General features: G+C 30.9%; 21 protein-coding genes. 19 read left to right on the top strand and 2 right to left on the bottom strand.

The genetic code is table 11. The features are described from left to right. Window positions 1-81 precede the first annotated feature (81 nt). A complete protein-coding gene (locus ACTNBA_RS01025; RefSeq protein WP_441071857.1) occupies window positions 82-1,302 on the bottom strand; it encodes a nucleotidyltransferase in 1,221 nt (406 codons plus the stop codon). A gap of 176 nt (window positions 1,303-1,478) precedes the next feature. On the opposite strand from ACTNBA_RS01025, the gene pta reads away from it, so the two are divergent. The 19 genes from pta to rnhB all read left to right on the top strand — a co-directional run bounded on the left by pta (window position 1,479) and on the right by rnhB (window position 18,728). After that, the gene (gene pta, locus ACTNBA_RS01030; protein WP_035132736.1) at window positions 1,479-2,480 is read left to right on the top strand and encodes a phosphate acetyltransferase; all 1,002 of its coding nucleotides are present in this window, start codon (window positions 1,479-1,481) and stop codon (window positions 2,478-2,480) included. An 86-nt stretch (window positions 2,481-2,566) separates the two neighbouring features. After that, entirely contained in the window at window positions 2,567-3,763 is a 1,197-nt protein-coding gene (locus ACTNBA_RS01035) for an acetate/propionate family kinase (RefSeq protein WP_346885728.1), read from the top strand. A gap of 244 nt (window positions 3,764-4,007) precedes the next feature. Then, window positions 4,008-4,508, top strand: coding sequence for a YceD family protein (locus tag ACTNBA_RS01040; RefSeq protein WP_035132835.1), 501 nt, complete (start codon window positions 4,008-4,010; stop codon window positions 4,506-4,508). A gap of 2 nt (window positions 4,509-4,510) precedes the next feature. Continuing rightward, window positions 4,511-4,693, top strand: coding sequence for a 50S ribosomal protein L32 (gene rpmF, locus ACTNBA_RS01045; protein ID WP_035132741.1), 183 nt, complete (start codon window positions 4,511-4,513; stop codon window positions 4,691-4,693). Window positions 4,694-4,793: 100 nt separating this feature from the next. Further along, on the top strand, window positions 4,794-5,786 hold the full coding sequence (plsX, locus tag ACTNBA_RS01050; RefSeq protein ID WP_441072140.1) for a phosphate acyltransferase PlsX: 993 nt from the start codon (window positions 4,794-4,796) through the stop codon (window positions 5,784-5,786). 139 nt (window positions 5,787-5,925) lie between these two features. Beyond that, on the top strand, window positions 5,926-6,156 hold the full coding sequence (gene acpP, locus ACTNBA_RS01055) for an acyl carrier protein (RefSeq protein ID WP_035132743.1): 231 nt from the start codon (window positions 5,926-5,928) through the stop codon (window positions 6,154-6,156). Between the two features lie 149 nt (window positions 6,157-6,305). Continuing rightward, a complete protein-coding gene (gene rnc, locus ACTNBA_RS01060) occupies window positions 6,306-7,004 on the top strand; it encodes a ribonuclease III (protein WP_441071861.1) in 699 nt (232 codons plus the stop codon). After that, the gene (locus ACTNBA_RS01065) at window positions 6,997-8,082 is read left to right on the top strand and encodes an elongator complex protein 3 (RefSeq protein ID WP_441071863.1); all 1,086 of its coding nucleotides are present in this window, start codon (window positions 6,997-6,999) and stop codon (window positions 8,080-8,082) included. Before rnc ends, ACTNBA_RS01065 begins: the two co-directional genes overlap by 8 nt. Before the next feature lie 217 nt (window positions 8,083-8,299). Further along, window positions 8,300-11,857 (top strand): chromosome segregation protein SMC, encoded by a 3,558-nt coding sequence (gene smc / locus ACTNBA_RS01070; protein WP_441071865.1) that lies wholly within the window; start codon window positions 8,300-8,302, stop codon window positions 11,855-11,857. Window positions 11,858-11,868: 11 nt separating this feature from the next. Continuing rightward, a complete protein-coding gene (gene ftsY, locus ACTNBA_RS01075) occupies window positions 11,869-12,780 on the top strand; it encodes a signal recognition particle-docking protein FtsY (protein ID WP_035132751.1) in 912 nt (303 codons plus the stop codon). A gap of 70 nt (window positions 12,781-12,850) precedes the next feature. Beyond that, a complete protein-coding gene (locus ACTNBA_RS01080) occupies window positions 12,851-13,198 on the top strand; it encodes a putative DNA-binding protein (RefSeq protein WP_346848355.1) in 348 nt (115 codons plus the stop codon). Window positions 13,199-13,209: 11 nt separating this feature from the next. After that, on the top strand, window positions 13,210-14,571 hold the full coding sequence (gene ffh, locus ACTNBA_RS01085) for a signal recognition particle protein (protein WP_441071868.1): 1,362 nt from the start codon (window positions 13,210-13,212) through the stop codon (window positions 14,569-14,571). Window positions 14,572-14,610: 39 nt separating this feature from the next. Beyond that, window positions 14,611-14,853, top strand: coding sequence for a 30S ribosomal protein S16 (rpsP, locus tag ACTNBA_RS01090; protein ID WP_035132758.1), 243 nt, complete (start codon window positions 14,611-14,613; stop codon window positions 14,851-14,853). 29 nt (window positions 14,854-14,882) lie between these two features. Next, complete coding sequence (locus ACTNBA_RS01095) at window positions 14,883-15,110, top strand: KH domain-containing protein (protein ID WP_035132761.1); 228 nt, start codon at window positions 14,883-14,885, stop codon at window positions 15,108-15,110. A 138-nt stretch (window positions 15,111-15,248) separates the two neighbouring features. Further along, the gene (rimM, locus tag ACTNBA_RS01100; RefSeq protein WP_441071871.1) at window positions 15,249-15,746 is read left to right on the top strand and encodes a ribosome maturation factor RimM; all 498 of its coding nucleotides are present in this window, start codon (window positions 15,249-15,251) and stop codon (window positions 15,744-15,746) included. Beyond that, the gene (gene trmD / locus ACTNBA_RS01105; protein ID WP_441071873.1) at window positions 15,746-16,471 is read left to right on the top strand and encodes a tRNA (guanosine(37)-N1)-methyltransferase TrmD; all 726 of its coding nucleotides are present in this window, start codon (window positions 15,746-15,748) and stop codon (window positions 16,469-16,471) included. Before rimM ends, trmD begins: the two co-directional genes overlap by 1 nt. A 112-nt stretch (window positions 16,472-16,583) precedes the next feature. Beyond that, window positions 16,584-16,928 (top strand): 50S ribosomal protein L19, encoded by a 345-nt coding sequence (gene rplS, locus ACTNBA_RS01110; protein WP_035132767.1) that lies wholly within the window; start codon window positions 16,584-16,586, stop codon window positions 16,926-16,928. 122 nt (window positions 16,929-17,050) lie between these two features. Next, the gene (gene ylqF, locus ACTNBA_RS01115) at window positions 17,051-17,914 is read left to right on the top strand and encodes a ribosome biogenesis GTPase YlqF (RefSeq protein ID WP_441071875.1); all 864 of its coding nucleotides are present in this window, start codon (window positions 17,051-17,053) and stop codon (window positions 17,912-17,914) included. Window positions 17,915-17,981: 67 nt separating this feature from the next. Further along, window positions 17,982-18,728, top strand: coding sequence for a ribonuclease HII (gene rnhB / locus ACTNBA_RS01120; protein ID WP_441072142.1), 747 nt, complete (start codon window positions 17,982-17,984; stop codon window positions 18,726-18,728). A gap of 67 nt (window positions 18,729-18,795) precedes the next feature. Here rnhB and ACTNBA_RS01125 read toward each other — a convergent pair whose 3' ends face one another. Beyond that, window positions 18,796-19,158 carry a YraN family protein gene (locus ACTNBA_RS01125; RefSeq protein ID WP_441071877.1) on the bottom strand — a complete coding sequence of 121 codons (363 nt, stop codon included), beginning with the start codon at window positions 19,156-19,158 and terminating at the stop codon, window positions 18,796-18,798. Window positions 19,159-19,235 lie beyond the last annotated feature (77 nt).

Below are 19,235 nucleotides of genomic sequence, written 5' to 3' on the forward strand. Positions count from 1 at the left end.
TTCAAGGTACTTTCAAAACAATTCACTAAAAAATAATCTAAGATTTAGGTTGTTTTAGTATGGTTCCTTGAAGAATTATGTTTATAATATAATCGGGCTTTGTAGATAATCTTCCATAGCACTTATGGAAGGATTTAGAATGCTATAGCCACTAGTGCATTGTAAATCTAATTTTAAGGTAGGGTTTATATCCTTTGGTAGTTTTGAATATATTGGTATAGAAGAATTGTTCTTCATTGATTTTAATGCCATAGCTCCATGTTTAGTGAAGCCCAAAATACGAGCATATGGACAAGGTTCTTTACGCATTTCTAAGGTATTGTATTCATAAAAGCCTAGGAAATACTGACATAGTATTCTACTAATTCTAGTATAGGTATATCGTTTGCTTTTTATCATTTCAATACAATGTTCATAATCTTTAGCGTCTTTTATGGAAGCTAATATCTTATTATGGAGACCTTCAGAAGCGTCCGGAATTGATTCGAAAAAGTTGGTTTTGCTAGTTATAGCCTTATACTTTATATATGGATACATCATGTAATCAAAGGGAAAATTATAATTTTTATTTTTAAGTTCTACCATATCCTCGTAAACACTAGGAGGAACATGAGATATTAATTCTTCCATTGAAGTATTTGATTTCAAGGATTTTCTAATAGCAGTAGCGCTTGAGAAGATATTATTTAAATTGGTACTATTGTAATTTCCACCTTCCCTTTTTATGGTATAGGGTACAATATTACTATGAAGTTTTTTTATGCTCTTAAGATATTCAACACCTAAAATATTATTAGAAGAATTTAGATAATCAGCTAAGTCTTTTTCATTATAGTAATTTTTTTTATTTAAATAATGAATTAAAGCTGAAGAACGAGCCTTTGGAAAAGGTAATCCTCTATCTAATTCTTCTTTCAACAAGGACTTGAATAAAGGAGGTTCTTCTACTAGTAGATCAGATACTTCTTTAAGAAAGTCTATATCACCTGCTTCACTTCCAAAGCAAATTGAATCTACTATACCTAGACTATTAAGGAGACTTACGGAACCATAAGAAAAGAATTCCGCAGAAGATAGGCTGTATATTGCAGGGAGTTCTAAAACAATATCTACCCCGTTATTTAAAGCCATTGAAGTTTTTTTCCATTTATCTACTATAGAAGGAATACCTCTTTGATTAAAGTTTCCACTCATAACTGCAATAATTAAATCACTATTAGTCAATTCTTTAGTTTTATTTATATGAAAAAGGTGTCCATTGTGAAGAGGATTATATTCCACAATAATTCCTGATATTTTCATTTAAATTACCTCCTGTACTCATATAACCATAGATTATATCAAAAAAATGTTAATTATCATAGCCTAATTATTAAATTAAGTCAAAAAAATTCAATATAGAGGTTGAAAAATATATATGAAAAGGGGTATAGTAATAAGGGATATTTAGAATATTTTTACTGAAAGGGGTAAGAAAAATGAGTTTTACACAAAAGGTATGGAAATTAGCACAACAAGAGATGAAGACAATAGTACTTCCAGAAGGTGAAGAAGAAAGAAATTTAAAGGCTTCAGAAATTATCCATAAAAATAAAATAGCTAAAGTTATATTAGTAGGTAGCCAGGATAAGATTAAGGAAAATGCTAAGAATTTCGGGGTAAATATTGAGGGAATTGAAATTGTAGATCCTGAAGTATCACCTAAGACTGCAGAGTATGCAAAAGCATTTTATGAACTTAGAAAGAATAAGGGCGTTACAGAGGAAAAAGCATTACAAACAGTTAAGGACCCAGTTTATTATGGAACAATGATGGTTAAACTAGAAGATGCCCATGGATTAGTTTCAGGAGCAGTACATAGCACAGGGGACTTATTACGTCCAGGACTTCAAATTATAAAAACAGCTCCAGGAATAAAAGTTGTTTCAAGTTTCTTCGTTATGGAACTTGAAAATTCTCCATATGGAGATAATGGTACTCTATTATTTGGAGATTGTGCAGTTAATCCTAATCCAACATCAGAAGAGCTTGCATCAATAGCTATAAGTACAGCAGAAAATGCAAAGACTCTATGTGGAATAGATCCAAAGGTTGCAATGTTATCTTTCTCAACTATGGGAAGTGCTAAACATGAAAATGTAAATAAGGTTGTTGAAGCTACAAGAATGGCAAAAGAAGCTAGACCAGATCTTGCAATAGATGGAGAATTACAATTAGATGCAGCTATAGTTGATAAAGTAGCAAGTCTTAAAGCGCCAAATAGTACAGTAGCAGGAAATTCTAATGTTTTAATATTCCCAGATTTACAAGCAGGAAATATTGGATATAAATTAGTTCAAAGATTTGCAGGAGCTGAAGCTATAGGCCCAGTATGTCAAGGGTTTGCAAAACCAATAAATGACCTTTCAAGAGGATGTAGTGTAGATGATATAGTAAATGTTGTAGCAATTACAGCAGTGCAAGCGCAAAATAGTAAATAAATATTATATTGATTTAATTAAAAATATATTGTAATCTAATATAATGATATATTAATATATTACAAATGCGTCAGGAGGAAATGAGAATGAAAGTATTAGTAATAAACTGTGGAAGTTCTTCATTAAAGTACCAATTAATAAACATGGAAACAGAAGAGAGCTTAGCACAAGGATTAGTTGAAAGAATAGGAATTGAAGGTTCAATTTTAACTCAAAAGGTTCCAGGAAGAGATAAATATATAATAGAGCAACCAATGGCTGACCATAAAGATGCAATAAAATTAGTTTTAGGTGCATTAGTAGATGGTAACCATGGAGTTATTTCTTCAATGGATGAAATATCAGCAGTAGGACACAGAGTTGTTCATGGTGGAGAAAAATATTCAGAATCTGTAGTAATTGATGATGCAGTTATGGAAAGTTTAGAAGAGTGTGTAAAACTTGCACCACTTCATAATCCAGCAAACATAATTGGAATTAATGCTTGCAAGAGCTTAATGCCAAACACTCCAATGGTTGCAGTATTTGATACAGCATTCCATCAAACAATGCCAAAAACTGCTTATATGTACCCACTACCATATGAGCTATACACTAAGTATGGAATAAGAAAATATGGTTTCCACGGAACATCACATAAATATGTATCAGCAGAATGTGCTAAATTAATGGGCAAAGACATAAAAGATGTTAAAATCATCACTTGTCATCTTGGAAACGGAGCTAGCTTAGCTGCTATAAAAGATGGCCATTGTGTAGATACAAGTATGGGATTCACTCCACTTGAAGGAATAGCAATGGGAACTAGATGTGGAAACATTGACCCTGCTATAGTTACATTCTTAATGAATGAAGGAAAAATGACAGCTAAAGAAGTTGATAATTTAATGAACAAACAATCAGGAGTTCTTGGATTATCAGGAGTAAGTAGTGACTTTAGAGATATAGAAGATGCTGCTAAAGAAGGAAATGAAAGAGCTATTCTTGCTTTAAATGTATATAACTACAGAGTAAGAGAAATGATCGGTGCTTATGCTGCAGCAATGGGCGGAGTAGATGCAGTTGTATTTACAGCAGGACTTGGAGAAAATGCTATAGAAACTAGAGCAGAAATTTGTAAAGGCTTAGAATTCTTAGGTATTGAAATAGATGATGCTAAGAATAATGTTAGAGGAAAATCTACAGAAGTAAGCAAAGATGGAGCTAAAGTAAAAGTATTTGTTATTCCTACAAATGAAGAGTTAGTAATAGCAAGAGATACTAAAGAACTTACTTCAAAATAGTAAAAAATATTTATCAGCTTGAGTAAAAAATTAGCTTTTTATCTTAAGGAAAAAATATACATGTGTAAATTACCTTGACTTTTATCGGTATAATTTATATAATAACTTGTGTTTGAATGATATATTTAATTAACTTAAGGAGGGAAGTTGGAGCTTTACTCAAGCTATGCATTTTGCATTATATATAACTAGTCTTAGTTATATGAGAAAAAACAGGTATATTATGTTTTTTCAGAGTGTTGTTATGATTATAAACTTTAAAGATTTAAATGATAAGAACTATGAGAGAAAGAATATAGATATCGAAATTGAGAAAGATAAGTTTTACGATGGTAGTGAGATGGTAAAATACTCCAAGCCTATTAAGTTTAATGGGTTTTTGCGTCGCAAAAAGGAAGTTATAGAACTTGTTGGTGACGTAGATACTGAAGTATTATTAAATTGTTCTAGATGTACAAAAGCTTTTTCTTATGAAGTTAAGGTGCACATAGAAGAAGAAATATCAAACACTGATGATTGTGAGATTATCTCAACCAATACTGAGAATATAGATATTTATGAAATTATTGAAAACAGTATTCTTCTTGAATTACCTGTTAAAAGGTTATGTAAAGAGGATTGCAAAGGCTTATGCCAGACTTGTGGGAAAGATTTAAATTTAGGACAATGTTCTTGTACTGATTTTTATGTAGACCCTAGACTTGAAAAGCTATCACAAATGTTTTCTAACCATAAGGAGGTGTAATAATGGGAAATCCAGCTAGAAAATTTTCAAAAGCAAGAAGAGATTCAAGAAGAGCTCAAACTTTTAAACTTGGTTTACCAGGAATAGTAGAGTGTCCTCAATGCCACGAAATGAAGCTTGCTCACAGAGTTTGTAAGAACTGTGGTTACTACAAGAATAGAGAAGTTGTTTCAACTGAGGAATAAGAAGAAAGTCGATAGACTTTCTTTTTATTTTTATGTGGAAATTTAAATGAAAAAAATATATAATGTATTTAAATATTTTAAAATCATGAAAGGAGTTACTATGAAGGTTGTAGTTGATGGAATGGGTGGAGATAATTCACCTGAAGCTATAGTAGAAGGTTGTGTTCTTGCACAAAAAGAATATGATATAGATATAATAATTACAGGTCAAGAAGATCTTATAAAAAAAGAATTAGAAAAATATGAATATACAAAAGGAAGAATAACTATTTTAAATACTACTGAAATTATTTCAACTAATGAAGCACCAGTAAAAGCTCTAAAGACTAAGAAGGATTCATCTCTTGTTAAAGCTTTAGAATTAGTTAAGAATAAGGAAGCAGATGCCATTGTATCTGCTGGAAGTACAGGAGCCTTCTTAGCAGGCTGTACTCTTATTGTAAAGAGGATTAAAGGGATAAGTAGACCAGCACTAGCACCAGTTATGCCAGGTAAAAATGGTCCATTTATGATAATAGATGTAGGAGCTAATGCAGATTGTAAACCCCATTATTTAACTCAGTTTGCTCAAATGGGTAAGGTATACTTTGAAAGTGTATTATCTGTTGAAAATCCTACTGTAGGTCTTATAAATATAGGATCAGAGGAAGAAAAGGGAAATGAATTAACCAAGGAAGCTTATCAACTTTTAAAACAAGAGAATTTAAATTTTATAGGAAATGTAGAACCGAGAGAAATTCCTAAAGGAGAGGTAAATGTCCTTGTATGTGATGGTTTTGTAGGTAATACCGTATTAAAGATGTATGAAGGCGTTGCAGAAACTATATTAAGTGAGCTTAAAAATGAAATAATGAGTTCCACAACAACAAAAATAGGCGGACTATTATTAAAGCCTGTATTTAAGAAATTTAAAAAGCACTATGACTATAAAGAATACGGTGGAGCTGCATTTTTAGGGGTTGATGGTATTTGCATAAAAGCTCATGGAAGCTCCGATGCCAAGGCTTTAAAAAATGCAATTAAACTTTCTAAAACCTACTATGATACAAAAGTATTAGATAAAGTTAAAGATGCTTTTAAAGAAGAAAAATAAAAAAATTAAAATAAGTGAATAAAATTTTGTAGGTTTAGTATATTATAATATAGTATTTGAAAATAAACAGTTGATTATTATCCAATATGCTATTATATTAAATAGTGATATTATATTGAATTTTTAGGAGGTATATAAAATGTTTGAAAAGATAAGAGCAAAAATCGCGGAGCAACTAAGCATAGATGAAAATGATATAACTATGGACTCTGGATTTGTTGATGATTTAGGAGCAGACTCATTGGACTTAGTTGAGTTAATTATGGCCCTTGAAGAGGAATTTGACATGGAAATCCCTGATGAAGATGCAGAAAAAATAACTAGTGTTGGAGATGTAGTTGACTATATAAAAGCACGAGTAGAAGAATAATATCAGCAGGTTCCGTAGAAATGCGGAACCTTATTTTTAGATTTATTCTTGAATTTATCCACTTGAGTTTATTTACTTGAATAATAATATTAAGTTGGTAGGTTATTTAGATAAATTGAAGAATAAACCTTGGCGAAAGAGGTAAAAAGATGAAAATATTAAAAAGTACATTAGAATTAAAAAATAAATTAGGTATTGACTTTAAAGATTTAACTTTATTACAAACAGCAATAACTCATAGTTCTTACGCTAATGAAAGAAACACTGCCTTCAATGAACGATTAGAGTTTTTAGGAGATACAGTTTTAGAATTAATTATATCTGAATATTTATTTACTAATCACATAGATGAAACAGAAGGATACCTTACTAAGGTAAGAGCTTTAATTGTATGTGAAAATTCTTTATTTGAAATAGCTAAGAAGTGGGAACTAGGAAAATACATTTATATGAGTAAAGGTGAAGAATTAACCGGTGGTAGAACTAGAGTATCAATTTTAGCTGACGCTGTAGAAGCTATTATTGCTGCAGTATACTTAGATGAAGGACTTTTAGTAACTAAGGAGTTTGTCCTTAAAAATTTCAATTCAATTATTATTAAAGCAGTTAAAAACGAGATAATTTTAGACTATAAAACAAAGCTTCAAGAAATATTACAAAAGAATGGAGATGTAGATATTTCTTATTCTCTTATTAATTTTGAAGGACCACCTCATAGAAGAGAATTTTTTGTGAAGGTTTTAATTAATAGCGAAGCTAAAGGAAGTGGCTCAGGGTATAGTAAGAAAGAAGCTGAACAAATGGCCGCTAGGGAAGTTCTAATTAAGAGGGGTGATATTAGTGAGTAAAAATCATTATATTATACCTATATTTGTGCCTCATATAGGATGTCCTCATACTTGTGTGTTTTGTAATCAGGATAGTATTACAGGAGATGCAGGGTCAGCAGGTAGCGCAGGAAGTGTAGACGGTGCTTATGTAAAAAAAACCATAGAGGACTATTTAGAAACTATCGATAGTAGTGATGCTATAATTGAGGTATCATTTTTCGGTGGTACTTTTACAGGAATTAATATGTGCATCCAAAGAGAACTATTATCAGTAGCTCAAAACTATAAAAAAATAGGAAAGATTAAATTTATAAGATTGTCCACAAGACCAGATTATATAGACCAAGAGATTTTAAACCACCTAAAAAGTTTTGATGTAGATATTATAGAATTAGGAGTTCAATCCTTAGATGAAGAAGTTTTACATAAATCAGGAAGAGGGCATAGTTCAGAAGATGTGGAGAAGGCGTCAAAATTAATAAAAGAATATGGATTTACCTTAGGGCATCAAATCATGCTAGGACTCCCAGGAGATACAAGAGAGAAGGATATTGAAACTACAAGAAAAAGTATTTCTATGAATCCAGATATCTGTAGGATATACCCATCCCTAGTTATTAAGGAAACTCCTATGGAAAAGCTCTTAAGGGAAGGCCTATATAAACCATATACTTTAGAGGAAGCTGTAGATATAAGTAAGATAGTCTATGGAATGATGGAGGGTAATGATATAAAGGTTATCCGAATTGGACTTCAACCTACAGAGGAGATTAGTGCTGATGGAGATGTGGTAGATGGACCTTTTCATCCTGCTTTTAGAGAGCTGGTGGAGAGTAGTGTCTACTGTGATATGATTTATGATTACTATAAAGATAAAGAAATGGATAAGTTCAAAATATATATAAACCCTAAAGATATATCTAAGCTTTATTCTAATAAAAAGCAATATTTTAATCTGCTTCTAAAAAAATTAAAGAGTAAAGAAATTTTTGTAACTCAAGAAAGAAATATAGGAAAGTCTTCCATAGGGTTTTATAATGGTACAAAGTTAGATATAATTAATCAGAAGGATTATTTAAAACTTAAATATCAATAAAACTTTTGATTATATAGGCTAAAGTAAATATATATTTTAAAGTATCCTAGTAAGATTATAGGATATTTTCTTTAAATTAAAGTTAGGAGTGGATTTTATGAGGATGACTAAGAAGAAAAGAGAAAAGTATATAAAAATAATAACTACTTGTATATGCATTGCTATGGCTGCAGTACTTATTTTACCTATAATCTTAGGAGCTTAGGAGTGTGAATAGATGTTCTTAAAATCTATCGAAATAAGAGGATTCAAATCCTTTGCAGATAAGACAGAGCTTACATTTAAAAAAGGTGTAACTGTAGTTGTAGGTCCCAATGGAAGTGGAAAAAGTAATATCTCAGATGCTGTAAGGTGGGTGCTGGGTGAACAAAGTATTAGGAATCTTAGAGGAGATAAAATGGAAGATGTAATCTTTGCAGGTACTCAATATAGAAAACCTGTAGGGCTTGCTCAAGTTTCTCTTACTTTAGATAATAGCGATTCTGACTTAGATATAGCCTATTCTCAGGTAACCGTTGCAAGAAGATTATATAGATCAGGTGAAAGTGAGTATTTAATAAATAATACTGTGTGTAGATTAAAAGATGTACAAGCTTTATTTATGGATACAGGTATAGGTAAGGAAGGATATTCCTTAATAGGACAAGGTAAAATTGATGCAATCTTAAGTGCTAAGTCAGAGGATAGAAGAAAGTTATTAGAAGAGGCAGCAGGTATAGTAAAATATAAAACAAGAAAAGAAGAGGCTGAGAAGAAACTAGATAACACGGAGCAAAATCTTATTAGAATAAATGATATTATTTCTACCTATGAAGAAAGGCTTCCATCCTTAGAAGAAGATTGTGAAAAAGCCAAAATATTTTTAGAAGCTTCTGAAGAGATAAAAGTAAAGGAAGTTAATATAATCATAGATTTTTTGGAAAAAACTAAAATTAACATAGATAGATACAACAACACAATAAATGCTGTAACTACAGATATAGAAACCTTGAAGAAAGAAAAATGTGAATTAAAACTAGCTTATGAAAATAATAATGAAGAGCTAGAAGCTTTAAATAATATTTTAGAAGAAAAGAAAAAGATTTATTATGAAAGTCAAAATAAACATCAAGGAGTAATTGGAGAAGTTAAACTCTTTGAAGAAAAAATATTACATTTAGAAGACAGTATAAATAGATTAAACAGTGAAATAATGCAAAAAAATCAATATCTTGAAGAGGCGTATTTGAAAATAGAAAACCAAAGAAAGAGTATTGCTGCCTTAAAAGAAGAAGAATTAGACATAAATAATAAAATAGAAAAAAAACAATTAGAATTAACAAATGTATTAAATAGTGTAACTAGTGATAATAATAAATTGAAGGAATTAGAAGAGATAAAATTTAAGTACTATAATAATATTAATTCTAAAACTAGCGAAATAGATATTTTAAAAAATAATATCGAAATTAGTAGTGGAAATGTAGAAAATTTAATATTAGATGTTCAAACTTTTAAAAATTCTATATTAATAAATAACAAGACTAAGAATCATTTAATAGAAGAAGAGAATAAGGCTAGTATTAGTATTGAGAAATATGAAGAGGAAGTTAAGGAAAATAGAAAAAAACTATCTAAGTGTAAGCATGACTTAGAGATCTTAGAAAAAAAATTAAAAGAAATATTGAGAGAGCAAGGAAATAAAGAAGCTAGGCTAAATGCTTTGGTAACTTTAGAGAATTCCTATGAAGGATACAATAGATCTGTAAAACTTCTAATGCAACACATAGAGAATAGTAAAGATTATAGAGCAAATGAGGATTGCTATGTACTTGGAGATATAATAAAGGTTCCAGAGAGGTTTGAAAGAGCTATAGAGATTGCTATGGGAGCTAGCATATCTAATATTGTCACCAAGGATGAACACATAGCAAAAAATCTTATTAATTACTTGAAAAGTAGTAAAATAGGAAGAGCAACCTTTATGCCTATAAATATAGTAAAGGGTAAGAACCTAGTGGTAGATAAAACTGTAAGGGATACTAAGGGATATATAGGCATAGCTAGTGAACTTATAGAATTTGAAGATAAATTTAAGGGTGTAATCGATCAAGTTTTGGGCAAAACTCTTGTATGTGATACTATGGATAATGGACTACATATATCTAAAGTTTGTGGCTATAAATATAGAATTGTTACTTTAGATGGAGAAGTCTTTAATCCGGGGGGATCACTAACGGGAGGAAGTTATTCTAAAAATGCTAACGTAATTGGTAGAAAGAGAGAAATTGAAAAATTAACTGAGGAAGTAGAAGAAAGTCACGGAGTAGTTGCTCTTAAGAATGAAGAAATAACATCAGTTAATGTTAAGATTAAAGAACTAGATGATAGAGGTCTTAACTTAAGAGATGAAATACATTACGAGAGTATTAATATAACAAAGATTAAGGGTGAAATATCCAGGGTTACAGAAGAGGAACTAAGAAACAAAAGAGAACTTCAAAAAGCTAGCGAAAATCTGGGTAAGGAAGAGGAGAAAATTAAAGCCTTAAAAGCTAAATTAACTTTTTCACAGCAGGAATTAACTCAGCTTAAAGATAAGGTAATTGAATTAGAAGGTCAATATGATGAGCATAACAATAAAACTAAAGGGAAAAATTTATATATAGATGCCATTAAAGATGAATTAACCTCTATAAAAATAAATAAAGCAAAGCTTTTAGAAGTTATAAGTAATAATATTCAAGAATTAGATAGGATGACCCAGGCAGTAGATATTGAGAAAAGGCTAGTTGAAAGCAATTTGAAAAATATAGAAACATCCACTTTAGCTAAGGAAGAATATAGAATAAACATATCTAAAAGTACTGAAAATACTAAGGAAATTATTAAGTTACTTAAGGAGTTAGAGCAGTTTTTTGAAGAAACCCAAGTAGAAAAGTTAAAGATAAAAGATAAAATTCCAGTTATAACTTCAAAAATTGAAGATATTGATTTACAATTAGATAAACTAGAAAAAGAAATTCATAAAAATCAGATTTCTTTGGCTAAAATTGAATCAGAAGAAGAAGTTCTATTGAAGAAGCTTAATGAAGAGTATAATCTTACCTTTGCAGAAGGATTAAGCTTTAAACTAGAGGGTTATGATATAGCTATATTAAAGAATGAAGTTGCAGAATTGAAAAAGAGAATAACTGCTCTTGGAGTAGTTAACCTAGGAGCCATAGAAGAATTTAAAGAAGTAAATGAAAAGTATACTTTTATGAGCACACAGAGGGAAGATTTAGTTAAGTCTAAGGAAGAAATAATTGAATTCATAGGCGAGATAACTGAAAAGATGAGAGATGTGTTTATGGAGAATTTTAAGCAGCTCAGGATTTACTTCAATGAGACTTTTAAGGAGTTATTTAAGGGTGGAAGTGCTGATTTAAGTCTTCAAGGTGATGATGAGCTAACTTGTAAGATTGAAATAGATGTAGAGCCACCAGGAAAAAAACTTCAAAATATAAATCTACTTTCAGGAGGAGAGAAGGTTTTATCAGCCATTGCACTACTATTTGCAATACTAAAGATGAAGCCAACTCCATTCTGTATACTAGATGAGATTGAGGCAGCGTTAGATGATGCTAATGTACTTAGATATGGAGAATTTTTAAAAAAATTCTCTGAGAACATACAATTCATAGTAATAACTCACAGAAAAGGAACCATGGAAACCAGTGATATGATTTATGGAGTTACTATGGAAGAAAAGGGTGTATCTAAGGTAGTATCCATGGAATTTAATAAGAAATAAGGAGGCTTAATATGTTTGGAGGATTTTTTGATAAGTTAAAACAGGGGCTTAGCAAAACTAGAAATACTATAAATGATGCAGTGACTCAAGTATTAAAACTTGCAGTTACAATAGATGATGATTTATATGAAGAACTAGAAGAAGTATTAATAACTAGCGATATAGGGGTAGAAACCTCAGTAGAAATTATTGAAAGGCTTAGAAAAAAGGTTGTTTCTGAAAGAATCAATGATACTGAAGAGATACTTCCAGCTATGAAATCTATAATTATGGATATGCTAGGAGACTATGAAACCTCAATAATACCTGAATCAACACCAGAAGTAAGATTAGTCATTGGTGTCAATGGAGTAGGAAAAACTACATCCATTGGAAAAATGGCTGCTAGAATAAAAAATAATAATTATAAGGTTTTATTAGCAGCAGCAGATACTTTTAGAGCGGCAGCTATAGATCAATTAGAAGTTTGGAGTAATAGAGCTAATGTGGATATGATAAAACATCAAGAAGGTTCAGATCCAGCAGCTGTTATATACGATGCAGTACAGGCTGCAAAGGCTAGAAAAGTTGATGTGTTAATTTGTGATACTGCAGGTAGACTTCATAATAAGAAAAATCTTATGGATGAACTTGGAAAGATCAATAGAGTTATCGATAGAGAGTATGGAGAAGCTAAAAAGGAAACTTTACTAGTTTTAGATGCTACTACTGGACAAAATGCAGTTATTCAAGCAAAACAATTTATGGAGGTATGTCCTATAGATGGTATAATTCTAACAAAGCTAGATGGTACAGCTAAGGGTGGTATAGTTATCTCTATAAAACATACTTTAAATATTCCAGTTAGATATATAGGAGTAGGAGAAGGTATAGATGATCTTCAAGAATTTAATTCTAGGGATTTTGTAGAAGCTTTATTTTAACTGTTAAGTAAAAATACTTGACAGCTTAAAATTAATTTGTTAATATAAGTTTTGTGAGTTGGGTGATTATATGGAAAAAAGAGTTGAAATATCAATTTTACTAGATTTTTATAACTCATTACTTACTGATAAACAAAGAGATATTATGGATTTATATTATAATAATGACTTATCTCTATCAGAAATAGCAGAAGTTAATAATACTAGTAGGCAAGCAATTCATGACTTAATTAAAAGATGTGGTAATCTTTTAGAAGAGTATGAAAGTAAACTTCACTTAATGAAAAAAACCTTAGCTATAGAAAACTCTAAGACTGAAATTATTAACAAATTAAAAGGGTTAAAAGGTACTACTTCTGAAGAAAATATAAAAAAAGAAATAGACCATATAATTAAAGATATAGAAGAGAATGTATAGGAGGTTTTCATATGGCTTTTGAAGGACTATCTTCCAAATTACAAGAGACCATAAAAAAGCTAAAGGGTAAAGGTAAGCTTTCAGAGAAAGATATTAAAGAGGCTATGAGAGAAGTAAAACTTGCTCTTTTAGAAGCGGATGTAAATTATAAAGTTGTTAAAAACTTTGTAAAGTCTGTCAGTGAAAAATGTCTTGGTGATCAAGTCATGGAAAGTTTAACACCAGGTCAGCAAGTAGTTAAAATAGTTAATGAAGAATTAACTGAATTAATGGGAACCACTGAAAAGAAAATAGAATTTGTCAACAGTGGAATAACAATGATAATGTTAGTTGGTCTCCAAGGTGCAGGTAAAACAACCATGGCAGGAAAGCTGGCTCTAAATCTTAGAAAAAGCAATAAAAAGCCATTACTAGTAGCCTGTGACGTTTATAGACCAGCAGCTATAAAACAACTACAAGTTGTAGGAAAGTCAATAGATGTACCTGTATTCACTATGGGAGATAAAAATAGCCCAGTAGATATTTCAAAAGCTTCCATTGAACATGCTAAGAGCATTGGAGCTAATGTAGTTATCGTGGATACAGCAGGAAGACTTCACATAGATGAAGCGCTAATGGGAGAACTTGAAGATATAAAAGCTTCAATAAATCCATCAGAAATTTTATTAGTTGTAGATGCTATGACAGGTCAAGATGCAGTAAATGTAGCTGAAACCTTTAATAATACACTAGATATTACAGGCGTTATCGTTACCAAGTTGGATGGTGATACCAGAGGTGGTGCTGCACTATCAATTAAGGCAATCACTGAAAAACCTATAAAATATGTAGGTATGGGAGAGAAGATGACAGATTTGGAAATCTTCCACCCAGAGAGAATGGCATCAAGAATACTTGGTATGGGAGATGTACTTTCTTTGATTGAGAAAGCTCAATCAGCTATCGATGAGAAGAAAGCTACAGAACTCGGTAACAGAATGATGAATCAAGAATTCAATCTTGAGGACTTTTTAGAGACTATGAATCAAATGAAAAATTTAGGACCTATGGGCAAGTTAGTTGAAATGATTCCAGGCTTTAATGCAAAGGAATTAAAAGGCGTAGACTTTTCACAAAGTGAAAAGGCCATGGGAAAGATGGAAGCAATAATACATTCCATGACTGCCAAGGAAAGAAAAAATCCAAGTATAGTATCTTCTTCACCATCTAGAAAGAAGAGAATAGCCGATGGTTCAGGTTCTAACATTCAAGCAGTGAATAAACTTTTAAAAGACTTCGAGATGATGAAAAAAATGATGAAACAGATGAAGGGCATGGGAGGCAAGGCTGGTAAATTTGGTAAAAAAGGCTTGTTTGGAAAATTACCTTTCTAAGTTCAAATACACATAACCTTTGAAGGAGGTGAAAATATAATGGCAGTAAAAATAAGATTAAGAAGAATGGGTGCTAAAAAAGCTCCTTTCTACAGAATAGTTGTTGCTGATTCAAGATCTCCAAGAGATGGAAGATTTGTTGAAGAGATTGGATACTACAATCCAACTACAGAGCCAGTAACTGTTAAAATCGATGAAGAGAAAGCAGTTAAATGGGTAAAAAATGGAGCTCAACCAACAGACACAGTTAAAAGACTTTTCAACAATGCAGGAATAAAATAGGAAAGTTTAATTGATTGGAGGCGCAATCCATGAAAGAATTACTTACAATTATTGCAAGGTCATTAGTTGATAACCCTGATTCAGTGCAAGTAAATGAAATTGCTGGAGAGCATTCTATAATTTTAGAATTAAAGGTTGCTGAAGAAGATATGGGGAAAGTAATTGGAAAACAGGGAAGAATAGCTAAGTCTATTAGAACTGTTGTTAAAGCAGCAGCGATTAAAGAAAATAAAAGAGTTGTTGTAGAAATAATATAAGAGTTAGGAATACCTAGCTCTTATTTTTTTTATATATTGTAGTTGACAAGAATTACAAAGAATTATTATAATAAACAGAGTTTATGAAAATTTTTTTTGTTAATAATATTAAGTAATTAAATAGTGAGGAGATATATGATGAGGGAATTGATGAGCGTTGGGCAGATAACTAAGCCCCATGGAGTAAGAGGAGAAGTTAAGGTACTTTCTCTAACAGATAGCTTAGAAAGATTTAGAGAATTAGATAAGGTATACATAGATGATAAAGAAATAAAAATTACATCAGTTAAGCTTCAAAAGGATAGAGCTATATTAAAAATAGAAGGAATTGACTCTATTGAAGAAGCCGAACTTTATAGAAATAAATATCTTCAAGTAAAAAGAGAAGATGCTATAAAATTACCAGAGGGTAGCTACTATGTTGCAGATTTAATGGATTGTTATGTTTATGATACAGATGGAGAAGAATTAGGGAAAGTATATGATGTTATTGCAACGGGAAGTAATGATGTATATTGGGTTAAATCAGAAGGCAAAGAAGACGTGCTAGTTCCTGCTTTAAAGACAATTGTAGAAGAAGTAGACATAGAAAATAATAAAATTGTAATAAAACCAGTGAAGGTATGGTCTGAATAATGAAGATAGATATTTTAACTTTATTTCCAGAGATGTTTCAGGTATTTAATCATAGTATCATAGGAAATGCTATGGAAAAAGGAATATTATCTATAAATACTACTAATATAAGAGACTTCTCTACTAATAAACATAAAAAGGTTGATGATTACCCTTATGGGGGTGGAGCAGGCATGGTGATGACCCCAGAACCCATTGTAAACTCCATAAAACATCTAAAAGAAAATAATAAAGGAAAAGTTATATTTTTAGGTCCTAGAGGTAAGACTTTAAATCAAGAGTTATGTAAAGAACTTGCCAAAGAGGCGGAGTTAATATTTTTATGTGGTCATTACGAAGGTATAGATGAGCGAGTATATAAATATATAGATATGGAAATTTCTCTAGGGGATTTTGTTTTAACAGGGGGAGAAATGGCTTGCATACCTGTAGTTGATAGTATTGCTAGAATGATCCCAGGAGTTCTATCCTGTAATGAGAGTTATGAAGAAGAATCCTTTTATGAAGGATTATTAGAATATCCTCAATATACAAGACCTTTTTCCTTTGAAGGAGATGAAGTTCCAGAGGTATTAATATCTGGGCATCACGAAAATGTAAGAAAGTGGCGAAGGCTTAAATCATTACTGATTACAAAGGAGAGAAGAAGGGACTTATATAAAAATGTAGAACTGACTAAAGAAGATAAAAAGCTGCTGGAGAATCATCATAAAAAGGATAAATAATATTGCACATTGAAATATTATGTGATAAAATGAGGATTGTGCTAGTACGGGCGGTCCTCTGTCACCCAATGTGAGTAAGAACGTCATAATAAATTTTAGGAGGGAATGCACAATGTTAGATATAATAAAAGCTATAGAAGCAGAACAATTAAGAACTGACTTACCTGAGTTCAATGTAGGAGATACAGTTAAAGTTCACATCAGAATCAAAGAAGGTAACAAAGAAAGAGTTCAAATATTTGAAGGTACCGTTCTTAAAAGACAAAATGGTGGAGCTAGAGAAACTTTTACAGTAAGAAGATTTGCATCAGGAGTTGGAGTTGAAAAAACTTTCCCAATAAATACGCCTGTTATAGAAAAAATCGACGTAGTTAGAAGAGGAAAAGTAAGAAGAGCTAAATTATTCTACTTAAGAGATAGAGTAGGTAAGGCTGCTAAAGTAAAAGAGAGAATGTAAGAAAATGGGGCTAGATAGTCCCTTTTTTTATTACACATATAGAAGTATTTATTGTAAATGTGGTGAATACTAAAATAGTTAATTTAATATATCTAATTATAAAATTCTTAGGAGTGAGATAAATGAGTATAAACTGGTTTCCTGGACATATGGCAAAGACCAGAAGAGAAATAAAAGAAAATTTAAAGTTAGTAGATGCAATAATAGAAATTCGTGATGCAAGAATAGCTTATTCAAGTTCTAATCCAGACATTGAAGATATCTGTAGTGAGAAACCTAGAATAATATTATTTAATAAAAGCGATCTTAGTGAAGAATATGTAACAAAAAAGTGGGTAAATAAATTATCAGACGATAAAACTAGAGTATTGTCTGTTAACTGCCTTACAGGATCAGGGCTTAACAAAATTAAACCCACTCTAGAAGAGCTTTTAAAAGAGAAGCATGACAGACTTAAAAGTAAAGGCGTAGTAAATGTTATTACTAGAGTAATGGTTGTAGGAATCCCTAACGTAGGAAAATCTACATTTATAAATAGGATGGCAAAAAACAGTGCTGCTAAAACGGGAGATAGACCTGGTGTTACAAAGAGTAAACAATGGATAAAAACAAAGATGGGTATAGAACTTATGGATACTCCAGGGGTTTTATGGCCTAAATTTGAAGACGATACAGTAGGGCTTAATTTAGCCTTTACTGGAGCTATAAAGGATGAAATAATGGATGTTGAGGAATTGGCATTAAAGCTTATAGAAAGACTTCAAAGTACCCATGGATCAAGGCTAGTGGAGAGATATAAGCTTAAAGAATTAGACGAAAATCCTCTTACTAATATGGATAACATAGGTAAAAAAAGAGGTGCTATAATTTCAGGGGGCAACATAGATTATAATAGAGTAGCTGTAATGCTATTAGATGAATTTAGGGGGGGAAAGTTAGGTCCTATTTCACTAGAGGTACCTGATACAGAAAATAAATATGAGTAGTATAAATTTTTTAAAAGAAATTAAAACTATGAGATTTAACGATATAAAATCTTCTGTCCGTGGGTTTATGTCATTAAAAGATGTAAGTAGCCATGAAGCAGATTATGAAGCTATATATCAAGTATTAAACAATGATCATAGGAAAAATGTAAGAGCTTTAGGAGAAACCCTAAGAAAATATGTGGAGCATTATAAAAATGAATATGCTAGAGTAGAAAAATTATATGATTTTGATAAAAGCTATGGATATGATATTGTAGCTGGTGTAGATGAGGTTGGAAGAGGTCCCTTAGCAGGTCCTATAGTTGCTGCTGCAGTAGTTCTTGACAATAATTCAAGGAATTTAATATTACGAATAAATGATTCCAAGAAGTTAACTAAAGAAGTAAGAGAAGAGTTAAGTGATATAATAAAAAAAGAAGCAATAAGTTATTCTATAGCCCTAAAAACCAACGGAGAAATAGATAAAGAAGGTATAGGATTTTGTAACAATGAAATTTTCAAGATGGCTGTGGGAGAACTAAAAGTTACTCCTGATATAGTATTATCAGATGGATATACTATAAGAGAATTTAACCTTAGAAATGAAGCTGTAATTAAAGGAGACACTAAAAGTGCTGCCATTGCGTGTGCCTCTATAATAGCTAAAGTATATAGAGATAATTTAATGGAAGAGTATAGTAAGAAGTATACACAATATCACTTTGATAAAAATGTAGGATATGGTACCAAAGAACATATAGATGCAATAATTTGTCATGGTAGCTGTCCAATTCATAGAGAAAGTTTTCTGAAAAATATACTTAACAAATAATTAATAAAATAAAAAATACCTGAATAAAAAAGTTATCTAATTACTTTTTTATTCAGGTATTTACTTTTTAGAAAGCATTTTTAATCAGTGTAATATTAGGGGGTTCACCAGGAGAAATCAGTGTTACCTCTATGGCATCAAATCTAAAATAAGATTTATGTATATTTTTTAAACAAATATAATATTGTGCAGTTTTATACAATTTTCTTTTTTTAGCATTAGTGATACTTTCTAATGGGGTACCGTATCTTTTGCTAGATCGAGTTTTTACCTCTATAAAGCAAATATAATTATTATCCTTAGCTATAATATCAATTTCCCCTAACTTACATAAAAAGTTTTCTTCTAATATTATATATCCCTTTTTTTCAATATATTCTCTAGCTAGATTTTCTCCATAATTACCTATAGTTTTATTTAAAATCTTCATTTAAAACTCCCTTTAATGCAAAGAACTCTGTCTACATCTTAGACAATACAATCCAAAGCTAAACTTTCATTTAATTA

The organism is Clostridium sulfidigenes, assembly GCF_052067195.1.
Lineage (GTDB): Bacteria > Bacillota > Clostridia > Clostridiales > Clostridiaceae > Clostridium_J > Clostridium_J sulfidigenes.